16 protein-coding genes are annotated in these 17411 nt (G+C 71.1%); all 16 read right to left on the reverse strand.

Going from position 1 to position 17411, the window contains the following annotated elements; translation table 11 throughout:
• A complete protein-coding gene (locus tag ACTWQR_RS12795) occupies positions 1-843 on the reverse strand; it encodes an effector-associated domain EAD1-containing protein (RefSeq protein WP_443227124.1) in 843 nt (280 codons plus the stop codon).
• Between the two features lie 22 nt (positions 844-865).
• Positions 866-2467: a hypothetical protein gene (locus tag ACTWQR_RS12800; protein ID WP_443227125.1), complete on the reverse strand. Its 1602-nt coding sequence runs from the start codon at positions 2465-2467 to the stop codon at positions 866-868.
• 213 nt (positions 2468-2680) lie between these two features.
• Positions 2681-3388 carry a hypothetical protein gene (locus ACTWQR_RS12805; protein ID WP_443227126.1) on the reverse strand — a complete coding sequence of 236 codons (708 nt, stop codon included), beginning with the start codon at positions 3386-3388 and terminating at the stop codon, positions 2681-2683.
• Positions 3381-3644, reverse strand: coding sequence for a hypothetical protein (locus ACTWQR_RS12810; protein ID WP_443227127.1), 264 nt, complete (start codon positions 3642-3644; stop codon positions 3381-3383). Before ACTWQR_RS12810 ends, ACTWQR_RS12805 begins: the two co-directional genes overlap by 8 nt.
• 40 nt (positions 3645-3684) lie before the next feature.
• A complete protein-coding gene (locus tag ACTWQR_RS12815; RefSeq protein WP_443227128.1) occupies positions 3685-4458 on the reverse strand; it encodes a hypothetical protein in 774 nt (257 codons plus the stop codon).
• A gap of 5 nt (positions 4459-4463) precedes the next feature.
• Positions 4464-5687, reverse strand: coding sequence for an AAA family ATPase (locus ACTWQR_RS12820; protein WP_443227129.1), 1224 nt, complete (start codon positions 5685-5687; stop codon positions 4464-4466).
• Positions 5684-7738, reverse strand: a complete 2055-nt coding sequence (locus ACTWQR_RS12825; protein ID WP_443227130.1) for an ATP-binding protein — start codon at positions 7736-7738, stop codon at positions 5684-5686. The genes ACTWQR_RS12820 and ACTWQR_RS12825 overlap by 4 nt, the downstream gene beginning before the upstream one ends.
• A 14-nt stretch (positions 7739-7752) precedes the next feature.
• Complete coding sequence (locus ACTWQR_RS12830) at positions 7753-8691, reverse strand: hypothetical protein (RefSeq protein ID WP_443227131.1); 939 nt, start codon at positions 8689-8691, stop codon at positions 7753-7755.
• Positions 8688-9704, reverse strand: coding sequence for a JAB N-terminal domain-containing protein (locus ACTWQR_RS12835; protein WP_443227132.1), 1017 nt, complete (start codon positions 9702-9704; stop codon positions 8688-8690). Before ACTWQR_RS12835 ends, ACTWQR_RS12830 begins: the two co-directional genes overlap by 4 nt.
• Entirely contained in the window at positions 9701-11272 is a 1572-nt protein-coding gene (locus ACTWQR_RS12840) for an effector-associated domain EAD1-containing protein (protein WP_443227133.1), read from the reverse strand. The genes ACTWQR_RS12835 and ACTWQR_RS12840 overlap by 4 nt, the downstream gene beginning before the upstream one ends.
• Positions 11251-12342, reverse strand: a complete 1092-nt coding sequence (locus ACTWQR_RS12845) for a ThiF family adenylyltransferase (protein WP_443227134.1) — start codon at positions 12340-12342, stop codon at positions 11251-11253. Before ACTWQR_RS12845 ends, ACTWQR_RS12840 begins: the two co-directional genes overlap by 22 nt.
• Positions 12343-12348: 6 nt before the next feature.
• Positions 12349-12981, reverse strand: coding sequence for a hypothetical protein (locus tag ACTWQR_RS12850; RefSeq protein WP_443227135.1), 633 nt, complete (start codon positions 12979-12981; stop codon positions 12349-12351).
• A complete protein-coding gene (locus tag ACTWQR_RS12855; protein ID WP_443227136.1) occupies positions 12972-13184 on the reverse strand; it encodes a radical SAM-modified peptide, FtsH ternary system-associated in 213 nt (70 codons plus the stop codon). Before ACTWQR_RS12855 ends, ACTWQR_RS12850 begins: the two co-directional genes overlap by 10 nt.
• The gene (gene amrS / locus ACTWQR_RS12860) at positions 13181-14224 is read right to left on the reverse strand and encodes an AmmeMemoRadiSam system radical SAM enzyme (RefSeq protein WP_443227137.1); all 1044 of its coding nucleotides are present in this window, start codon (positions 14222-14224) and stop codon (positions 13181-13183) included. Before amrS ends, ACTWQR_RS12855 begins: the two co-directional genes overlap by 4 nt.
• The gene (locus ACTWQR_RS12865; RefSeq protein ID WP_443227138.1) at positions 14221-16608 is read right to left on the reverse strand and encodes a hypothetical protein; all 2388 of its coding nucleotides are present in this window, start codon (positions 16606-16608) and stop codon (positions 14221-14223) included. The genes amrS and ACTWQR_RS12865 overlap by 4 nt, the downstream gene beginning before the upstream one ends.
• Entirely contained in the window at positions 16605-17279 is a 675-nt protein-coding gene (locus ACTWQR_RS12870) for a hypothetical protein (RefSeq protein WP_443227139.1), read from the reverse strand. Before ACTWQR_RS12870 ends, ACTWQR_RS12865 begins: the two co-directional genes overlap by 4 nt.
• Positions 17280-17411: the final 132 nt, after the last annotated feature.

The following is a 17411-nucleotide window of genomic DNA, read 5'->3' on the forward strand; positions in this document are numbered from 1 at the left end:
TCACCCCTCCCCGCCCGGGCCCAGCACCACGAGGTTCGCCTTCAGCTGCTCGCCGTACGCGTCGCCCAGTGTCACCGCGACATGCTCGGCGGCGATCCGCGCGGCCTCGTCCACGGCGGGCACCCGGTCCAGAAGGCCGTAGAGCTCCCGCGCGTAGAGCACCGCCGTCTCGTCGTCGAGCGGTCCCCGGTGGGCGACGACGGTCTCGACGACCCCCGTGAACAGTTCGGCCACCGCCCCGCTGTCGCAGGACGCCAGTACCAGCCCGCGCAGTCGCACACCGTCAGGTCGTGCGTACGCGCCAAGCAGTCTCGCCACGTCACGTGCGGGCACACGGTGGGCGTCGCCGTACGTGTCCTCGAAGATCAGGTGCTCGCCCTCTCCGTGACAGACGAGGTGCACAACGTCGGGGTGCACGTCCAGAACGCGTCCCAGGTCGGTGACGGCCGCGGCCGGACAGTAGTCCACGGCGATCGCACCACGTGCCGTGGCCTGTTGGACGGCTCGCAACTCCCGGTCCGCGCGCACTCGTTCGGTCCCATGCGGGGCCGCGCCCACGACCAGCACGCGGCCGATGGGCAACCGCCCCCGCGCCGCGGCACGGAAGACCTCGTTGTGCGGGAAATCCCGTCCCGCCGTCACCAGCAGCCGCCGTCGGCCGTCCGCCACCCTGCCCGCCGAGACGGCGTCGGCCACGGTGTACCAGAATTCAAGGGCGGTGATTCCGTACTGACTCGGTACATGCTCATGGGGGAATCCGGCCCGGTGGAGCAGGGCCTTGGCGCTCGGTCCCGGGGGGAAGACACGGGCGAGTTCGCGGATCTCCTCGTCCGTCAGGTTCATGGCTTCGGTCCTCGGCACGCGGCTACCGCCTCCGACGGGCGGCCTGCCGCGCCGCACGTTCATAAAGGTTGGCCGCGCGCCGGTCGTCACCGTTGCGCTCGTGGATCTCGGCGGCGGTCACCAGGTTGCCGGCGAACTCCGCGTCGAGTGCGGCGTCCCGCCAGTGCCGGGGAAGGCGGGGGACACCCGTCCCGGCGGGCCTCGGCGGGCTGCCGGGCAGTGGCGTCTGCCGCAGGCGTGGTGGCACCGCCGGGTCCGGCTTGGGCTGGGGAGTGAGTCGCTCGTCGACCACGCGCAGTACGGTCTCCGCCTCGTCGGGCAGTTGAAAGTCCAGCTCGGGCAGCGAGCCCAGCCACATGGTCCAGGCCGGGCGGCGCTGCTCGAGGTTGAAGACGAGAGCGACCCGCGCGGTCAGCACGACGGCTCTGTCGGCGTCGGGCTCGAAGAGAGCCTGCAGGGCGGAGGGCGGCAACAGCGGCTCCGTACGGAATCCGAGGGGGATGTACAACGGGCCCGGGCCGATGCAGTGCAGCGGTTCCCCCAGCGGCAGGCGCTCCAGCAGTCCGCCCGCCGCCAAGAGCAGATGCTGGTCGCGCCCGGTGACGACCTGGACGGCGTCGGCGAGAGGATGCCCCTCCAGAATCATCCGCACGGTGTCCAGTCCCGCGCTGTCCAGCAACGTGGCGTCGACCGTCGCGCCCGGTGTCCGGGCGGGCACGATCGTGAGGCGTGGTGCGTCGGGGGCGGCGGGTGCGTCGTCGGCCCAGTCGGGCGAGGAGCCCGCGTCCTGCAGCGGGTAGTCGGCCGAGAGTTCGACCAGGGAGCCCCCGTCGAGCGGCTCGCCAAGCCGCTCCAGCCGGGCGCAGCCGAACTCCGAACCCGACAGCAGCCACACGCCCCGCTCGGCGAGTGCCAGCAAGGGGCCGTCGCTCAGCGGCGAGGCCTGGCGGTACTGCATCAGTACGGTGTCTTCTCCCCCGACGCGCCGACACAGCAGCGCGAACGGGTCCCGGTGGAGCGCGTCGAGGAAACCGGCCGGCAGATCTCCGTCCATTGCCCGCAGGGCGAGTTCCAGTACGACGCCGTGCTGGACGGAGTCCGACGGCTCGTCGTCGAAGAGCGGGGCGAGGCGGGTGGGGCGGTACGTCACCTCCAGGCCCAGGTCGAGTGCTCGCCTGATGACGCCGCCGGCGTTGGGTGCCCGCAGGAGCACCACCGCCTCGTCCAGGGCTCGCCCCGGCACACTGTGCAGACCGGCCTGCCGTACCAGGTCGAGGAGCGTGGCAGGACGCAAGGGAGCCAGGGGCAGGCGCTGCGCCGACTTGCGTCCCGCGACGCGCTTCGGGTCGCCCCAGCCCTGGTCCCGCACCAGCTGATCGTCGCTGACCAGGAACACCGTTCCGTCTGCAGCCATCGCCAACTGCCGCCCGAGGTCCAGGGCGACGCGCGTGAACACCCACCAGGACGCTCCGTCGTCGCTCCGGCGGTAGTCATCGACCTGGGGCCTGCCCACGCCGAGCCGCCCGGTGAAGACCAGGGCGGCGGTGGCGGTGGCGAACCGCACAGCGATGGCGCTCTCGGCGAGATCACCGGCATCACCGGCGGCGTCGGGGGCGAGACGCACGGGTGCCGGTTCGGGGCGGCGGGCCGGCCCCGAGGCCGCAGGCGCAGCCGGTGGTGTCAACGGGCGGATCGGTGGTCTGTTGCCGACGCCGCTCGGCCTCAGGACCTCCTCCAGTGATCCGGAGGGCGGCCTGGGCGGAATGGAGGGTGCGGCCGGCGGTACGGGCGGCCGGTCGTTGCCGTCGTCTCTGCGTCGTCGAGGCCATTTCATGGTTCATCCCTGTCGGAGTGCACGGACGGCCTGCCGACGGTCGTCCGAAGGCGGAGCTGGGAGCGTGATCTCGGACCGCAGCACCCGCGCCGCCCACTCGGTCCAGCGCTGCGCCGCGCCGCTGCGCCCTCCTCGTACAGCTGCGGCGAAGAGGAGGGCTACCTGGTCGTAGCGTCGCATCGACTCGGCTGTCGCCACCGCCCATTGCTCCACGAGCCGGTCGTGGACGAGGGAGCGGGACTCGAGGAAGGCCATCGCCGCGGCGAGAGCGGCGAGCGGCTCCCGTTCGGAGCGGTCTTCGGCGACATCGCAGCGCGCCAGAGCCAGCCGCATACGCAGTGAGCTTTCCCGGGCGATTCGGTCATAGGTAGAGATCTGGTGCGCCGAAAATTCCAGCCCCATTCGGAACACTGCCTCAGTCCACTTGGGCGACTTGCGGGCGGCGGAGTTCCGGGTGAAGTGCGGCGCGAGCGCCACCGCCCTGGCCGCGGACGCGTTCCCGGCATCGTGGACGAGAACCCAGACAGCCATGTCCGTCATGTCGGCGCGCTCGTAGTCCGCTGCCGCCTCCATGAACTCACCCAGCTCGGCCCAGAGTTCGGCCGAGCGGCGGTAGGCACCCGCCTCCCTGAGACAGCGGGCGGCCTCGCTCGGCAGCCCGCACCGCAGGTAGCAGCCCGCGGCGCGTTCCAGCAACGCGGCGTCACTCACGGTCGCGCTCCTCCCGCCGTGTCGTCGGGCTCTCCTCGGGTACGGAGTGGTGCGGCTCGCGCCGCCGCGGACGGGGATCGCCCCGCACCTCCTCGATCAGGGCGTTGTCCTCGACGAGCCTTGCCAGCGCGGCGGCCGCCCTGTCGTGCCGGGCATCGTGGTCGGCGGCACGCGGACCGGAGCCGATCTCCTCGACCTCGTACAGCTCGACCTCACCGGTATCGGCCCGGTACCGGAACCTCACACGGACCCGCATGGCACCCCTCTCACCCGTTCCCGCAGTTGTCTCAGGCCCGCTAGATCTGGAGCTCGAAGTCGATCTCCAGTACGCCGTCGGTCTCCGAGCACCTGATGAACTCGGCCCCGCGCGAGCGCGCGTACGCCAGCACCGCGTCGCGGTACGCGTCGGCCAGGGCCTGATGGAAGTGGTTCCTGGCCATCACGCCCACCGCGGTCAGCCGCGCCGCCGCCCGTTCCCGCAGCTCCGGCTCACGGGCCCTGGCCGCCGCCGCGAGTGCTTGGTCGGCGCGGACGGCCGCCGCCTCCTGCGCCTCGTCGCCGGCTCCGGCCCCCGCATCGCCGCGGGCCGTGCGGACCCTTTCCTCGGCCTCCCTGTTCAGGGCCGCCTCGGCCGCCATATGTGCCTCGCGCCGTGCGGTCATGGGGTTCGTGCCGCCCCACTCGTCGTCGTAGTACATTCCCGTGCCCTCGGCCTCGATCGTCCCGGTGACCTGGCCGCGCACCGTCTCGGAGGCCTCGCCCACCGCCTGGATCTCCGCCGACTCGGTCGCCACGATCTCCAGCTCCGCCTCCGCCGGACGGTAGACCACGTGACCGCTGTCGAAGGAGAACCGGAACCCGTCCTCGGTCTCCTCCCAGCCCGGTGTACGGGCGAACACGCCTGGCAGCGCGGCCAGTGTCGGCGCGCCGACGGACCCCCGCAGCGACTCGCACACCCGCGCCGCTCCCGTCACCTCCCCGGACCGGACCACTCTCCGCCGTATTTCCTGCTCCCAGGCGACGGCCAGTTCACGCGTGGCCCGTACCCTGATGCGCCTTGGATTGCACACCTCGATCACTCCTCCGGAAAGTCCTCGCGCAGTTTGGTGAGCGTCTCGCGCTGGGCCTGACTGATCTCCTTGAGCAGCGGCTGCTCGGCCGGATGGTCTCTGCGTGCCTCGGCGGACAGGCGTCCGAGGAGCCGCAGTATTTCGCGGATCTCGTCGGAGGTCCGCAGCAGAGCCAGGCGGTTGCGGGTTTCGCGAAGGTCGATCCGCAGGTCGTAGGGATCGCGCAGGATCCGGCCGGGCGTATCGACCGGGACACCGTGGTCGGCGACGATACGGCGAAGCGACTGCTCGTCCCTCGGATCCGTCCACAGTCGCGACAGGACGGCCAGGTCCGAGACCTCCGCACGCAGCCGACCGGCCAGCAGCGCGGACGCGGCGAACGCCTTCTGTGCCTTGACGGCGCGGCGGTCGGAGAACGCGACGCCCTCGGCGCGCAGCGCCCGCACGATACGGGCGTACGGCTCTCGTACGGCGCTGAGGTCGATGTCGGCCACCGCCTGCTGCAGCACGGCCAGGTCCTTGAGCGGGAAGGCCACCTGTGAGCGATCGGCCGCGGCGACCTTGACCGGTGTCTTGCCGGACTGGCCGTCGACCGGGCCCGGATCACTGCGGATCTGCTGCTGCTCCGCCCGCCAGCCCAGTCCCAGCACCTCTTCGACCTCGTCGTCCGCGACGTAGTCGAGGCGGCAGCGGAACAGGAAGCGGTCGCTGAACGCGCCGAGTACAGGGTCGTCGGGGATCTCGTTCGATGATCCGAGCAGCGTGATCAGCCGACCGTGGATGGTCTTGCTGCCGGTGAAGAAGTTCCGCTCGTTGACCAGGGTCAGCAAGGTGTTGAGGATGGCCGAGCTGCCCTGGAAGACCTCGTCGAGGAAGGCGATATGTGCCTCGGGCAGCATGCCGGTGGTGTTCACCTCGTACACGCTCTCGTCCTGGAACTTGCGCAGGTCGATGGGTCCGAAGAGTTCGGCGGGCTCGGTGAACCGGGTGAGCAGATAGGTGAAGGGTGAGGTGTCCAGGATGCGGCAGTACTTCTCGATCAGCCGCGTCTTCGCGGTTCCCGGTGGTCCGATCAGCAGGGCGTGTTCCCGGCACAGAGTGGCCAGAGCCAACAGGTCGACCACGTCGTCGCGCTCGACGAAGCCCTGTTTCACCTCTTCCAGGCGGGTGGCGAAGGTGCGTGCCAGCAGCCGGGTCCTGTCGTGCCTCGTCGGCGTCGCGTTGTTCACGGTGTGGTGCTGTCCCCTCGGTCGAGCGGTGCCGCCCCGGCGGGGGCCCTACGACCCGAAGAGTCCCCCGCGAGTACGATCATGGCGGCGCGCTGGGAGCGCTGTGCCGCGTTGGCGGCCGCGTTGCGGCCTCTCTGCTGCTGAGTGCGGTCGAGGTCCCGCTGCTGGCGCGACCTGCGGAGTTCACCGACGAGCTCGCCGAGACGGCGGGCATCCGGGACGCCCCGTTTGCCGACGAGTTCCCCGGCGCGGGCGTCTCGGAACACCGAACGGATCTCGTCACCGTTCATCCCGTCCGTCGCGGTGGCGATCCGTTGCAGGAGCGCCGGCCGTACGGCGACCCCGAAGTGATCCGCGTGGACCGCGGCGATGGCGGTACGAGCCGTATGGTCGGGAAGATCGATCTTGATGGGGCGGAAGCGGCTGGGCCGCAGGAGCGCGTCGTCGATCAGGTCGATCCGGTTGGTGGTGCCGATGATCAGGACCGGCACCTCGGGCCGGAACCCGTCGAGTTCGGTGAGGAGTTGGGCCACCACGGCGTTCCCGGCCCGGCTGCCTCCGTCGTCGCGGCCGGTGCGCTGGGCGGCGATCGAGTCGAACTCGTCGAAGACGATGACCGCGGGCGCGTTGCGGCGTGCCTCGGCGAACAGGTCGCGTACCTTGCGCTCGCTCTCCCCGACGTACATGTCCGTGATCTCCGGGCCGGAGACGACCAGGATGGTCGCACCGAGTTCGCTGGCGACCGCCTTCGCGAACAAGGTCTTGCCGGTGCCGGGCGGGCCGTGGAAGATGAAGCCGCGCGGGACCAGATCGTGGCGCAGCTCTTTGGGGAGGTCGGCCGCGCCACCGACGATGTCCAGCGCCCGCCGGAGTTCATCCTTGACCTCCTGGTATCCGCCGATGGCATCCTTCAGCGACACGTTGGGCACTTCGAAGGCGCTGGACGTGCGCGCCTTGAAGATGCGCAGCTCCTGGAGGAGGTCGGCGAAGGTCGGCCGGTGACTGGGCTCGTGACCGTCGTCGAGGCCGGCGTGGTGGTGGTAGGCGAAGCGCACTGCGTGCCGGAGCCGAACGGCGTTCATGCCGGCCACGTGCTTGTAGAGGTCGGCCGGGTCGAAATCGGAGAACAGCTCCACCTCGGCCTGCGTGATCAGGGCCTGTCCGAGCGGCACCCGCTCACTGTCGGCGGTGACCACTTCGCGCGGCAGGATGTCCAGCGCGAGCCGGACGCCGAACCGGCCCGCGAGCACCTCCGGGACGACCAGGGAAGGGTCGGTGAACGCCAGCAGGACGCGTTCGCTGCGCTCGTACAGCACATCGGTCAGTTCCCGTGCCTCGGCGGTGAGGGCCGCGTCACTGCCACCCGCCAGCAGGTCGAGGTGGGGGACGACCACGACGTCCTCGGGTGGCGCGTCGGTGACGGCGGTGTGCAGCAGGGCGAGCAGTTCGGCGCGGCGGCCGGGGCCGAAGCCACCGGGCGCGGCGCCGCCGGCGTCCGTGCCGCTCTCCGCCAGCCGTACGGTCTGCTGCGGGCGCCCCGACCGTCCGGCTATCTCGGCTGCCAGATGCTCCACGAGCAGTTTCTCGCAGCGGATGAGTACCGACAGGCCGCTTTCCAAGTAGGCGGCCGCGCGGCTGATCTCGATGTCGTGCGCGATGAGGACGGCTTCCCTCTCACTCAGCCGCTTGGGGTGACCGTTCGCCGGCGCCGACGTGCGGTCCCGGGATTTCCGCGGGGAGACGGGAGCACTCGCGTCCGCGCCGGTGGTCGGCTCGTCGTGGGCCGCGCGGCCGGACAACGCACCGAGCCGGACACCGGGTGGCAGATAGAGCGGGGTGCCGGCGGCGGGCGGCTGATCGAGTACGTCCACGAGCACGCGGCTCAGGGGTAGCTGCAGGTGGTCTTCGCTCAGCTCGGTCAACGACAGGGCCGGGAATTCTTCGAGGAGTTGGCCGAGGGTGAGGTCCGGGTCGTCCACCGGAGCCATCACGCAACGATCCCGCAGGTCCTGGGGATCCTTGCATGCGAGGACGATGCGGCGCTTGGACATGGGGACCACTCCTCTCAGCTGGTCGCGGGCCGGTTCAGCCGGTAGCGGTGGACGAGTTCGACGGCCGGCTGGTGCCCGACCAGCAGGGGCCGGGTCGCGGGCAGCCCCGGGTGCCGGCGGGCCAGGTCCGCGAGCGGTGCCCAGAACCGGACGGTGGCGAGCGTGAGTTCGTCGGGCAGTGAGCGGGCCGCGAGCCGCCGCCGCGCCGCGCTCACCCGCTGGTCCCACTCTTGCCCGTACCGCAGGCGGGCGGCCAGGTAGGTGTCCAGCACAACCTCCGGGTGGTCCGTGGAGAGCCGGGTCAGCAGCTGGGACCGCCAGTCCAGTACCGGGGCGTGACCGTGCCAGGCGGCAAGTCCGCTGCACAGGAGCCGACGACCTGCCGGGCGGGCGACGAGCAGGGCGGCCGTACGCACGGCGGCGGTGGCTCCCCGGGAGAGCCGCCCGGCAGCGGGGCTGTACAGCACGGCTGTCAGCGGGGAGGCGTCCAGCAGTACCTCGGCGATGCGCAGTTCGTTCGCTTCGGCCTCGGCACGGCCCATCCCCACCGCTCCCTGCGCGGCCGGCTTCCCCTCGGAGCGCGACAGGCCGTTCAGGAAGGGATCGACCACGGCATGGCGGGCGAGCGCGTCGGACCAGCCGCCGTCTCGCTCCGACAGGCTTCTGGGCGGCAGCGCCTCGGCGACGGCGCACGCGGATTCCGGTTCCATCCGGCCGCCGATCGCCGCCGCGAGCAGGACACCCCCGGCGCCCGCCGGTTCCGGGTCACCGAGCGGTGGCCGACCGGCGCCGTGGCGCGCCGCGAACTGGCGTATCAGCTCCGCCAGTGCCGTACGCGCCTCCGTACCGGGGTCGATGAGGAGCGAGGTGTGCCGGAGAGGGCCGGCGGGCGGCCGGCCCGTCCCCTCGACCGCCCAGCGCAGCACGCGCAGGGCGGTGGTCAGGGCGTTCACCGCTCCCTCACCCAGTAGGGGACCGCGGTCATCGTGTCGGTCCCGTCCCGGCGGTAGAGGCGCACGACCCGCGACGCCCGGTCGATGTTGACGAGGGCCGCCACCTGCCACGGGCGCTGGAAGGTGGTCGTGTGCAGGTCCACGTCGGCCGAGGAGAGCCCGAAGCGGCTCGTGGCCGGGAACAGGTGGGTGTGGTACCAGCCGACGAGGCTCTCGCCTCGGGCCCGTGCCGCGAGCGATTCACCGATGCGGAGGTAGCTCTCGCCGGTGAAGGTGAAGTGCAGGAGGGAGGCACCGGTGCGTTCGGCGGGGATCGCCCCGGTCACCTCCACCACGTGGCCGTCGGGGTGTTCACGGTTGCGGTGGACGTGCCCCGCGAGGAAGCCGCCTTCCTCGACCTCGCGTGAGAACGGCCGCGTGCTGCTCAGTGCCTGGTGGATACCGGCGTGGAGCACCACGACTACCGGTTCGGACAGCGCCTGTGCGGTGGGTTCGGTGATGCCGAGTTCCTGGAGTGACGCGACGGGGGGCTCCGGGTCGGGCACCTCCTCGATGCCGAAAAGGCCTCGTCTGGGACCGCCGACGGTGATCTCGACCCGGTTGGCGACCACGGGTTTCGGTCGGACGAGGGCGGCCTTCTCAAGTCCGGGTCCGCGGATCCCGAAGCCCCAGTGCGTCTCCTCGGGGAGCCGCTCGCCCAGGAGTTCCTGCAGGGGCCTGCCGACGATCTCGCGCAGGGCGTGCGGGTGCTGGTAGAGCACGGTGTCCCCGCGGACGATCCGCACCCGGACGTAGCCGTGGCTGCCCCTCAGGTTGATGACGGAGGGGGTGCCGCGAACGGGCGTACGGTCGGTCAGCGGCAGGAAGGACAGCTCGATGGTGGCACCCTCGAGTGACTGGCCGACCATGGGCTGCAGGACGCTGCGCAGCAGCGGCAGCAGGGCCAGCCGCCCAGCTCGCACGTAGTCGTCGCTACGGAAGAGTTCCACGTCGATGTTCGAAGCGGTGCTCATGGTTTGTCGACGGGTTCGACGACGTTGGGGTAGCGGGGTGCGTCGCGGGGGACGGGTGTGGCGACGCTGCCGTTGATGGCGCTGATCCGGTCCTGGTGCTCGTCGACCCACTGCGCCGCGGTGCGGTCGTAGAAGTTTCCGCGTACCCGGGGAGTGCCGTCGGGCCCGAGTTCGCCCGTGGGCTCGAACAGCGAGTAGTTCCGGAAGCCCGCCATGTCGACGAGCATCTGGCACAGCGTTCCGAAGTTGAGCGACGGCTGGTACGACTCGGCCAGTAGTCCGAGGCACACCAGGCCCTTGCTCTGCGCGTAGGTCCGCGACTGTTCGCAGTCGTAGTTCGGGAAGACGTTGGGGTGGAAGACGGGGGTCAGCCAGTAGACCTCGGGGGCCGTCTCCGGGAATTCCGGACCGAGTTGGATCAGTACGACATGGTGCGTGATCTCGGACGGTTCCCCATCGGGGGCGGCGGGTGGGCCGAAGCTCAATTGCTCGAACTCCACCTCGAACTCGGTGGGCAGCAGTGCCGAATCCGCGCTGACGGCGAAGCCGGGGTGGCTTTCGGCATAGGCGACGATCTGGTTGCGCACCCGGTAGAGGGCGTCCTGGCGGTCGATGGGGTTGACCGCTCCGGCCGTGGTCTCGAAGCCGACCCGCATACGGTCCCCGTCCTGGACGCCCGAGTCGTGGAGGGTGGCGTCGGGATCCAGACGGCGGCCTTGGCCATCGTCCTGGACATGGTCGATGACGGTGGCACGGGTGGCATCGGAGAACCCCGGGCCGTACTGGTCGACCACGTCGGCGGCGACATCGCTGTTGGTCTGCTGGGCCGGGGCGTCGGAGAGCCGCCACTGTCTGCCGTCCGGGCCTTCGACGAAGAGTTCGCGCAGGAGGTAGTCGGGCTGGCCCGGGGCGACGACGGTCCAGCCGGACAGGGTTTCCCGCAGGCCGTCCCGCACCACGTCGGCCTGGTCGGAGTCGACGCGGAAGGAGACGGCATGGGCGGTCGACCAGATTTCTCTGGGCCGCAGGCCGAGCGCGGTGAGTGCGGCAGCCGCATGTCGGCGGTCGCTCTCGGAGCCTGCGCGGACGATCACATGGCAGGTGGGCTCGGCCTGGGGCACGGCCGCCGTGGCAGGGGCGGGCACGACAGCCGGCGACGGCACGGCTTGCGGGGCGGGAACAGCAGCCGGAGTCGCAGCGCCGGCGGCCGGCGGGAGGATGCCGTACCTGCGGGCGAGGTCCAAAAGGATCTCGTTGGAGCCGTACACGCGAACCGCATGGGTGATCAGCTGGCGGGAGGGGGCCGCGACGACCCCGTTGGCGAGGTCGACGAAAATCGCCGCCCAGGTGTCGTCGGGGTTCGCGCCGACGAAGTTGGGCCGCCGGCCGCGGGGAAACCCGATGCGGTCGAGGATTCCGCCCGCCTCTTTGTCGTTCGTGTAGATGCTCGCCAGTACGTCCTGCAGCCGGTAGAGGTCTTCCCTGGTGATGGGGATTTCCCGCAACGGCTCCTGGCCTGCCGCGCCGTGGGGCTCGGGCGGGCCGCTCAGGAACTCAGCCGATGCCATGTGTAATCCCCCCTCGGCCGTCGGACGGGCAGGATCTCCTGCGGGGGCACTCCGAGTTCGGCCAGTCGGGCTTTTGGAGCGGCGTCCCTGAGGCGATTGCTGAACCGCGGCCGCAGCCCCCGTCCGCAGCGGTCACATCGTGAGACCAGCGAGCCGGCCGCTGGCCGGTCACCGACGGCTTCAGTGTAGGGGTGGCAGGCCCGGCAGCGTGGGGAAAGCGGAAACCGCGACCAGGTGAGCGGCTCGTCACCGGGCGGCATGGTGGCCGTCAACTCACCCGCAGTCGCACGGTTGTTGAGCGGACAGGGCGTGATGTCGCCCTGAATCGGGCGGTGGTGGGGACAGTCGGGTGCGCGGGTCATCAGGACGGGTTCGCTGCGGCCCGTCAGGGTTTCGATGCGCACCATGCGGTACGGGGGTCGCATGCCGAGGACGCTGCGCAGCGCGGCCTGTGTCATCCAGGCGGCGACCAGGGCGGTCGTGGCGATGGAGGTGCCGAGCGGGCCGGCCGTCGTGTCGTCCAGGCAGCTCCACGGGACGTCGGCGCTGCTCCTCTGATGTGCCGTCAAAGTGCAGCCGTAGCAGGCTTCCTGGGTGTCGAGCCGCAGCCGGATCTCCCCTTCCCACGGCCCCGTCGCGCCGTCCACGAGGGGTGCTTCGACGAGCGCGCACCGGCCCAGCAGGCGCATACGGGAGCGCAGGCTGTCCAGGCAGCTCAGGACCACGTCGGCCGAGGCGAGTTCACCCAGTCCCACCCCCGCGGCGAGGTCGTGCGCGCGGGACTCGACGACGACGCTGTTCGACAGGCGGCGCAGGGCTTCGGCGGCGGCCTCCGTCTTGGACCGTCCGACATCGTGGGGGCCGAAGAGGACGGAGCGGCTCAGGTTGGTCGCCTCCACGGTGTCGGGGTCGCACAGCACCAGTCTCCCGATCCCGGCCAGGGCCAGGTTCTTGGCCGCTTCGTTCCCCAGCGCGCCGAGGCCGACGACGACGGCCGTGGCCCGGCTGAACGCCTCCGGATCCCACCCCGGCACCAGCCGCTCGCGCGCGAACCGGTCCTCCCCTGTCATCGGCGGCTACTCCTGTACGGCGACGAGCTTGACGGGGCAGACGGCCAGTCGGCCGTCGGGCCGCCAGCTCTCCCAGCAGACCAGACCTGCGGCGGGGTCCCGGTGGACGGCCGCGCCGCAGGCGGGGCGGCCCGGGGAGCAGGGGCAGAGCACGACATGCTCACCGGCGCGGAAGGTGTGTGCACAGTACAGGCAGCGGGGTGGCCTGGCCCCGTGGACGGCAGGACGGGCCACCTGCCAGTCGTCCGCCGTCAGCGGCACGGCCGGCACACCGTCGACCGGCGGCCAGGTGGCCAGCAGTCCCGCGGCGAAGTCGGCGGAGTCCATGGCGTCGGAGTGGGGGCCCTCCGACTCCTCTTCGGCGACCCCGGCGCAGGCCAGAGCGGGGTCGAGGTGACTCACGTCGTCCTGGGCCGCGCCCCCGTCCGTCAGCGGCCCGGCCCCGACGCGCACGGGGTCCCCGCGCCGGAACGTATGGCCGCACGTCGTGCACAGCCGGTGGTTCCACGGGGAGGAGACGTGCGTGACGGCCGTTTCGCCTGCCTGGACGGTTTCCTCCTGCGGGTCGAGGCCTGCCGCCATACCCGCCTCGAAGACGTGGTCCGTCCCGGCGTCGTCATCGTCGTCGGCTACCCGCACAGCATCTGCTCCATCGGTCCTTCACCGAGCGCGTCGAGTACGGCTTCCACGGCGCGCGGTCGCAGCGCGTCGCCGATGACCTCGATTCCGGACTCGGTGACACGAATGCGGACCCGGACGAGATGTCCGTGCGGGTGGTCCGCGTACTCCTCCGGTCCGATGAGATCGGGAATCCCCTCGGTGAACACATGCTCCGTGGTCACGATCGTGTCTCCCACCTTCCTGGAACATCCGTCCCGCACGAGGGGCAGCTGCCGTCGGCGAGTCTGTTGTCGAGTGTCTCCCAGATGTCCCGCTCCACGACGGTGAACGCACAGTGCGGACAGCGGGTGTTGCGGCCGTCAGATCCCAACGCCCGCTCCACGTAGACGAAGCGCAGTCCCTCCTCGGCCCCCGCACTCCGGGCTTCCGCCAGCGCGGACGGCGCCGTGGGGTCCTCGGCGCCCATCCGGAAGTCCGGCGTGAACCGGAGCAGATGCCAGGGAAGAGCCGGGTCGATGGCCGCCAAACGGCGTGCGATGGAGCGCAGTTGGGAGGGCTCGGCGGACGTTCCAGGGATGAGCGGCGTACTCACCTCGACCCATACGCCGGCGGCCCTGAACCGCTCCACTGCCGCCAGTACGGGTGCGAGCGGCGCGCCGGTGAGCCGTTGGTGGGGGCCCTCTTCGGCGGCCTTCACGTCGATGTTCACCGCGTCGAGCACCGGGGCGACGAGGTCGACGGCCCGGGGGGTGAGGAAGCCGTTGCTCTTCCACACGACCGCCACGCCCAGGGGCCGGGCATGCTCGGCGAGCGCGAGGGTGAGTTCCGGAGCGAGGGAGGGTTCGGCGTAGGACAGGGCGAGGCCCGCGGCCTGCGCGTGCGCCGCGGCCGCCAGTTGCTCCGGGCGGGCGGGCTCCCCCGTCCAGGATGCGCCTTCCTCCCGGCCGTACTGCGACAGCCGGTGGTTGACGCAGTAGTCGCAGCGGAAGCTGCAGCCGGGACCCGCCACGGTCAGGACCTTGCTGCCGGGCCTGAAGTGGTAGAAGGGCTTGCGCTCGATCGCGTCGAGGTGGGCGACGGAGGCGGTGAAGGTCGCGGTTTCCAGCCGGCCGCCGTTGTTGCGGCGCACCTGGCAGTAGCCTCTGTGCCCGTCCCGTATCCGGCAGCGGTACGGGCACAGTTCGCAGCGCACGTCGGTGCCCGCGGCCGGCTCGCCGAGGAGCGCGGGCCGCCAGTGCGGCTGGACCGCCCGTACGGTCATGACGGTGCCTCTCCTGTCAGCAAGAGCCTTATGGCGTCCTCGAACCGGCGCCCGCCCGCATCCGGCGGCAGGTGTACGTGGTGGCCCTCGGCCGGGCGGCCGCGGGGCGGATCGTCGTACATGTGGGTGGTGGCGAGCCGCAGGCGCGGGCCCGCCACGAGGGTGTGGTCCCGGACGAGATGGTGCAGGGCCAGCAGTACGGTCGGCATCCCGGCGGACGCCGCCGTTTTCAGCGCGGCTTGGAGATCCGGCGGCTCCAGTGTGCGCGAGGTCCACAGCATGGCCAGGTCCGCGGGGCGGGAGACCGGGCGGAGCAGTTCGGGCCGGTCGAGCCCGACGAACGCCGCGTGCCGGTCATGGCGCCACAGGGTCGTGGCCAACAGATGCGCGAGCGAGCGCAGGACGACTTCGGGCGGTCCGAAGGTCGGCGGGCTCGTGTCCAGTACCAGGGTCACCGGCTCAGGGACCCACTGCGCGGCAGAACTGTGCAAGCGGTAGAGGAGTTCGTGGCGTGCGTGGCGTAACGTCAACAAGTGGGCGGGCAGAGCCAGTTGACTTGGAATCAGCTGGGTGATCCGGCCCTTTCGGGAGACGCCGCCCGAACCGGGGGCATGCACGACCGTACCGGCGTGCCGGCCCGTCGTCGACGCGGCGCCGGTGAGGATCCGGAGTCTGCGCAGGTCCACCGACGGCATGGCCGGGGCCTGCTGTGCCAGGCGCAGAGGGAGCACCGGGTCGTCGGCGACGGCTTGGGGTCCGATGACCGCGAGCAGGGCGGCCGTACGCCCGGTCACCGCGTCCGCCGCGGCCGTCAGCTCGGCCAGTGGGGGTTCGCGCTCCGGCATTCGGGAGAGTCCCCCGATCAGGGCGCGACGCAGCGCCTCCGACAGCTCGCGGGGGCCGTGGTCGGGTGGCGGAATCGTGTTCGGCTCGGAGAGCCCGGCCGCCAGCAGACCGGCGAGTCCCGCCCGGGCGGCCACGGGCCACCGCAGGTCACGCAGGAGCCGGAGGCCCGGGTGGTCCGCGAGGCTCCTGAGCCGTTCGTCCAGCAGCGGCTCGGTCGCTGGTCCGGTCAGTGTGACCAGGTCGTGGAGCAGGCCGAGTGACGGGCACACCCCGCTCGTCGCCAGCCGCACCAGGCTGTGGCGCAGGGGCACCGGGAAGTGCCGGAACTGGACGGCCGCCGCCTGGCCCGTGGCCGCCGTGCGTTGCTGGGGGAGTCCGAAGGCATCCGACAGGCCGTCGAGTTCGATTTCCCAGATGCGTGTGCCCGTCTCGGCGGCGGCGTACAGCCATACGGTGCCTCCGGGAAGGAGCAGCCAGTCGACGGTGCAGCTGACGTCGGAATGCGTCACTCCGCGGGCGGTGAGGTCGTCGAACTCGTGGAGGACGGAGCCCGTCTGCCAGTCCCAGATGCGCACCGTGCCGTCGCTGTGCCCACTGGCGAGAGCACTCAGGCCGTTCGGTGCGACAGCCCAGGCCACAGAGTCGACGCGCCCGGTGCAGGGCGGGCTGAGCGTCCCCTGGGGGATGCCTGTCGCCCCGTAGACACAGACACTTCCGTTGTCGTGACCGCTTGCGAGCAGTGCCGATCCGTCCGGCTGGGCACTGCCCCAGGCCACTGCCCAGACGGCATGGGGGACGTCGTGCCTCTTCCAGAGGCGGGGTCCCGGACCGGCGTCGTTGAGATACCGCACGTCGACACGGCCGTCCCGGTGGCCGGTCGCCAGGAGACGGCCGCCGTCGGGCAGCGCGACCTCCCGCAGGTCCATCGACGTGACGTCCAGGGCACTGACGCCGGCGTTCGCCGCCTTGCCGTCGGCCAAGTCCCAGATGACGATATTGTCCGATCCCCGGGCAGCCAGCAGCACCCCGCCGTCCCGCCTCTTGGGCAGCAGCTTCGCCGATTCGACAGGTTCACCCAGGTCAAAAGATCTCTTCTGATGACCGTCCCCGATGCCTCGTACATGCAACTGGTCGCCGCCGCCCGTGGCGAGCAAGGCGTCGCCCTCAGCGGTCCGCGCCCAACCGATGGGCCATTCCATCGGTTCGAGGAAGAAGGGGAACCGGGGCAGCAGCTCCGTGCGAAGGCCGGTCGACCCCCGCGGCAGGAGTGTGAACACCAGCGGCAGTAGTCCGCCGCGGTTCAGAGGAGGGGTCATCGCACTGGCCACACCCAACGGCTGCCCGTCGGGCAGGACGGTCAGGCACAGTCGTGCGTACGGGCGCAGTTCGTCCGGAGTTCGGTCGATCACCCCGCCGAGCGAGCCGCTGCCCACCGCCGTCCGCGTTCCGGGCGCGACGGTGGCAGGGATCGCCGTGCTCCCGCCCCTGCTCACCGACCGTGCGTGGGCCTCCGCCCATTCGTGCAGGGCATCGTTCACAGATTCATCACCAGGCTGACCGGGTCCGGCACCGCTTCCCGATACCGCCGCATCACATGCCCCTTACGTACCGCTGCCCCGACCGTCACCGCCGCGCGGCTCGTCGAGCCGCGCGGTGCCCGCACCACCATGGCAAGCCGGTAGGTGCCGCCGATCTTCGCGGTCCGCGTGTGGCGGATCTCCCAGCCGGGGTCGGAGCGCAGTTCGCGGAGCGCTTCCAGGCACACGCGACTCTGCTGGGCGGTCCTGCTGTACCCCACAAAGGCGAGTTGGGGACCCAGTTGGGCGGAGGTCGTGCTCTGGACGGTCTCCGTCAACTGCTTCGGCGTCATGGACCAGGCCACGGGCTGGAATGCCACGGCCTCGTCCGCGGACAGTGTCAGGCCGATGTCGACTCGGTGCAGCTCGGGACCGCCGGATTCCTGCGCACAGGTGATCGAGAGGTGCAACAGGTGGTACACGGCGCTGGCGGCTTCCCCGTCCACAAACGCCTGGAGCTCCGCGTCGTGGGCGACAGCCTTCGCGTCCACCGGGACCGAAACCGGGCCGCCCAGCAGGATTCTGCCGCCGAGCGGAGGTGGCGGCGCCGGATCGCCGGGCCCTCGTACGGGCCCGGCGGCCGTCAGCCTGAGCTCTCTCTGGGGTAGGTCCGGGAGAACGACATCGATCAAGGCAACAGCCCCCAGTCCCTGTGATGGCCATCACAGGATAGCCAAGTACTCACTTTTGTGGACTGGTTGTGCGAGGCGAAGGCATCCCCAACTGCACGCCAGACACCGGCCATGCGCCCGAATCACACTCAC

The sequence above is a fragment of the Streptomyces sp. 2A115 genome (genome assembly GCF_052245575.1).
In the GTDB taxonomy this organism is placed as follows: Bacteria; Actinomycetota; Actinomycetes; order Streptomycetales; family Streptomycetaceae; genus Streptomyces.

Bases quoted from the DNA above. Each gene is read 5' to 3' on its own strand.
- ACTWQR_RS12845 (WP_443227134.1), bottom strand. From the start codon at position 12,342: ATGACAGGGGAGGACCGGTTCGCGCGCGAGCGGCTGGTGCCGGGGTGG.
- ACTWQR_RS12810 (WP_443227127.1), bottom strand. From the start codon at position 3,644: ATGCGGGTCCGTGTGAGGTTCCGGTACCGGGCCGATACCGGTGAGGTC.
- amrS (WP_443227137.1), bottom strand. From the start codon at position 14,224: ATGACCGTACGGGCGGTCCAGCCGCACTGGCGGCCCGCGCTCCTCGGC.
- ACTWQR_RS12825 (WP_443227130.1), bottom strand. From the start codon at position 7,738: ATGTCCAAGCGCCGCATCGTCCTCGCATGCAAGGATCCCCAGGACCTG.
- ACTWQR_RS12795 (WP_443227124.1), bottom strand. From the start codon at position 843: ATGAACCTGACGGACGAGGAGATCCGCGAACTCGCCCGTGTCTTCCCC.
- ACTWQR_RS12840 (WP_443227133.1), bottom strand. From the start codon at position 11,272: ATGGCATCGGCTGAGTTCCTGAGCGGCCCGCCCGAGCCCCACGGCGCG.
- ACTWQR_RS12835 (WP_443227132.1), bottom strand. From the start codon at position 9,704: ATGAGCACCGCTTCGAACATCGACGTGGAACTCTTCCGTAGCGACGAC.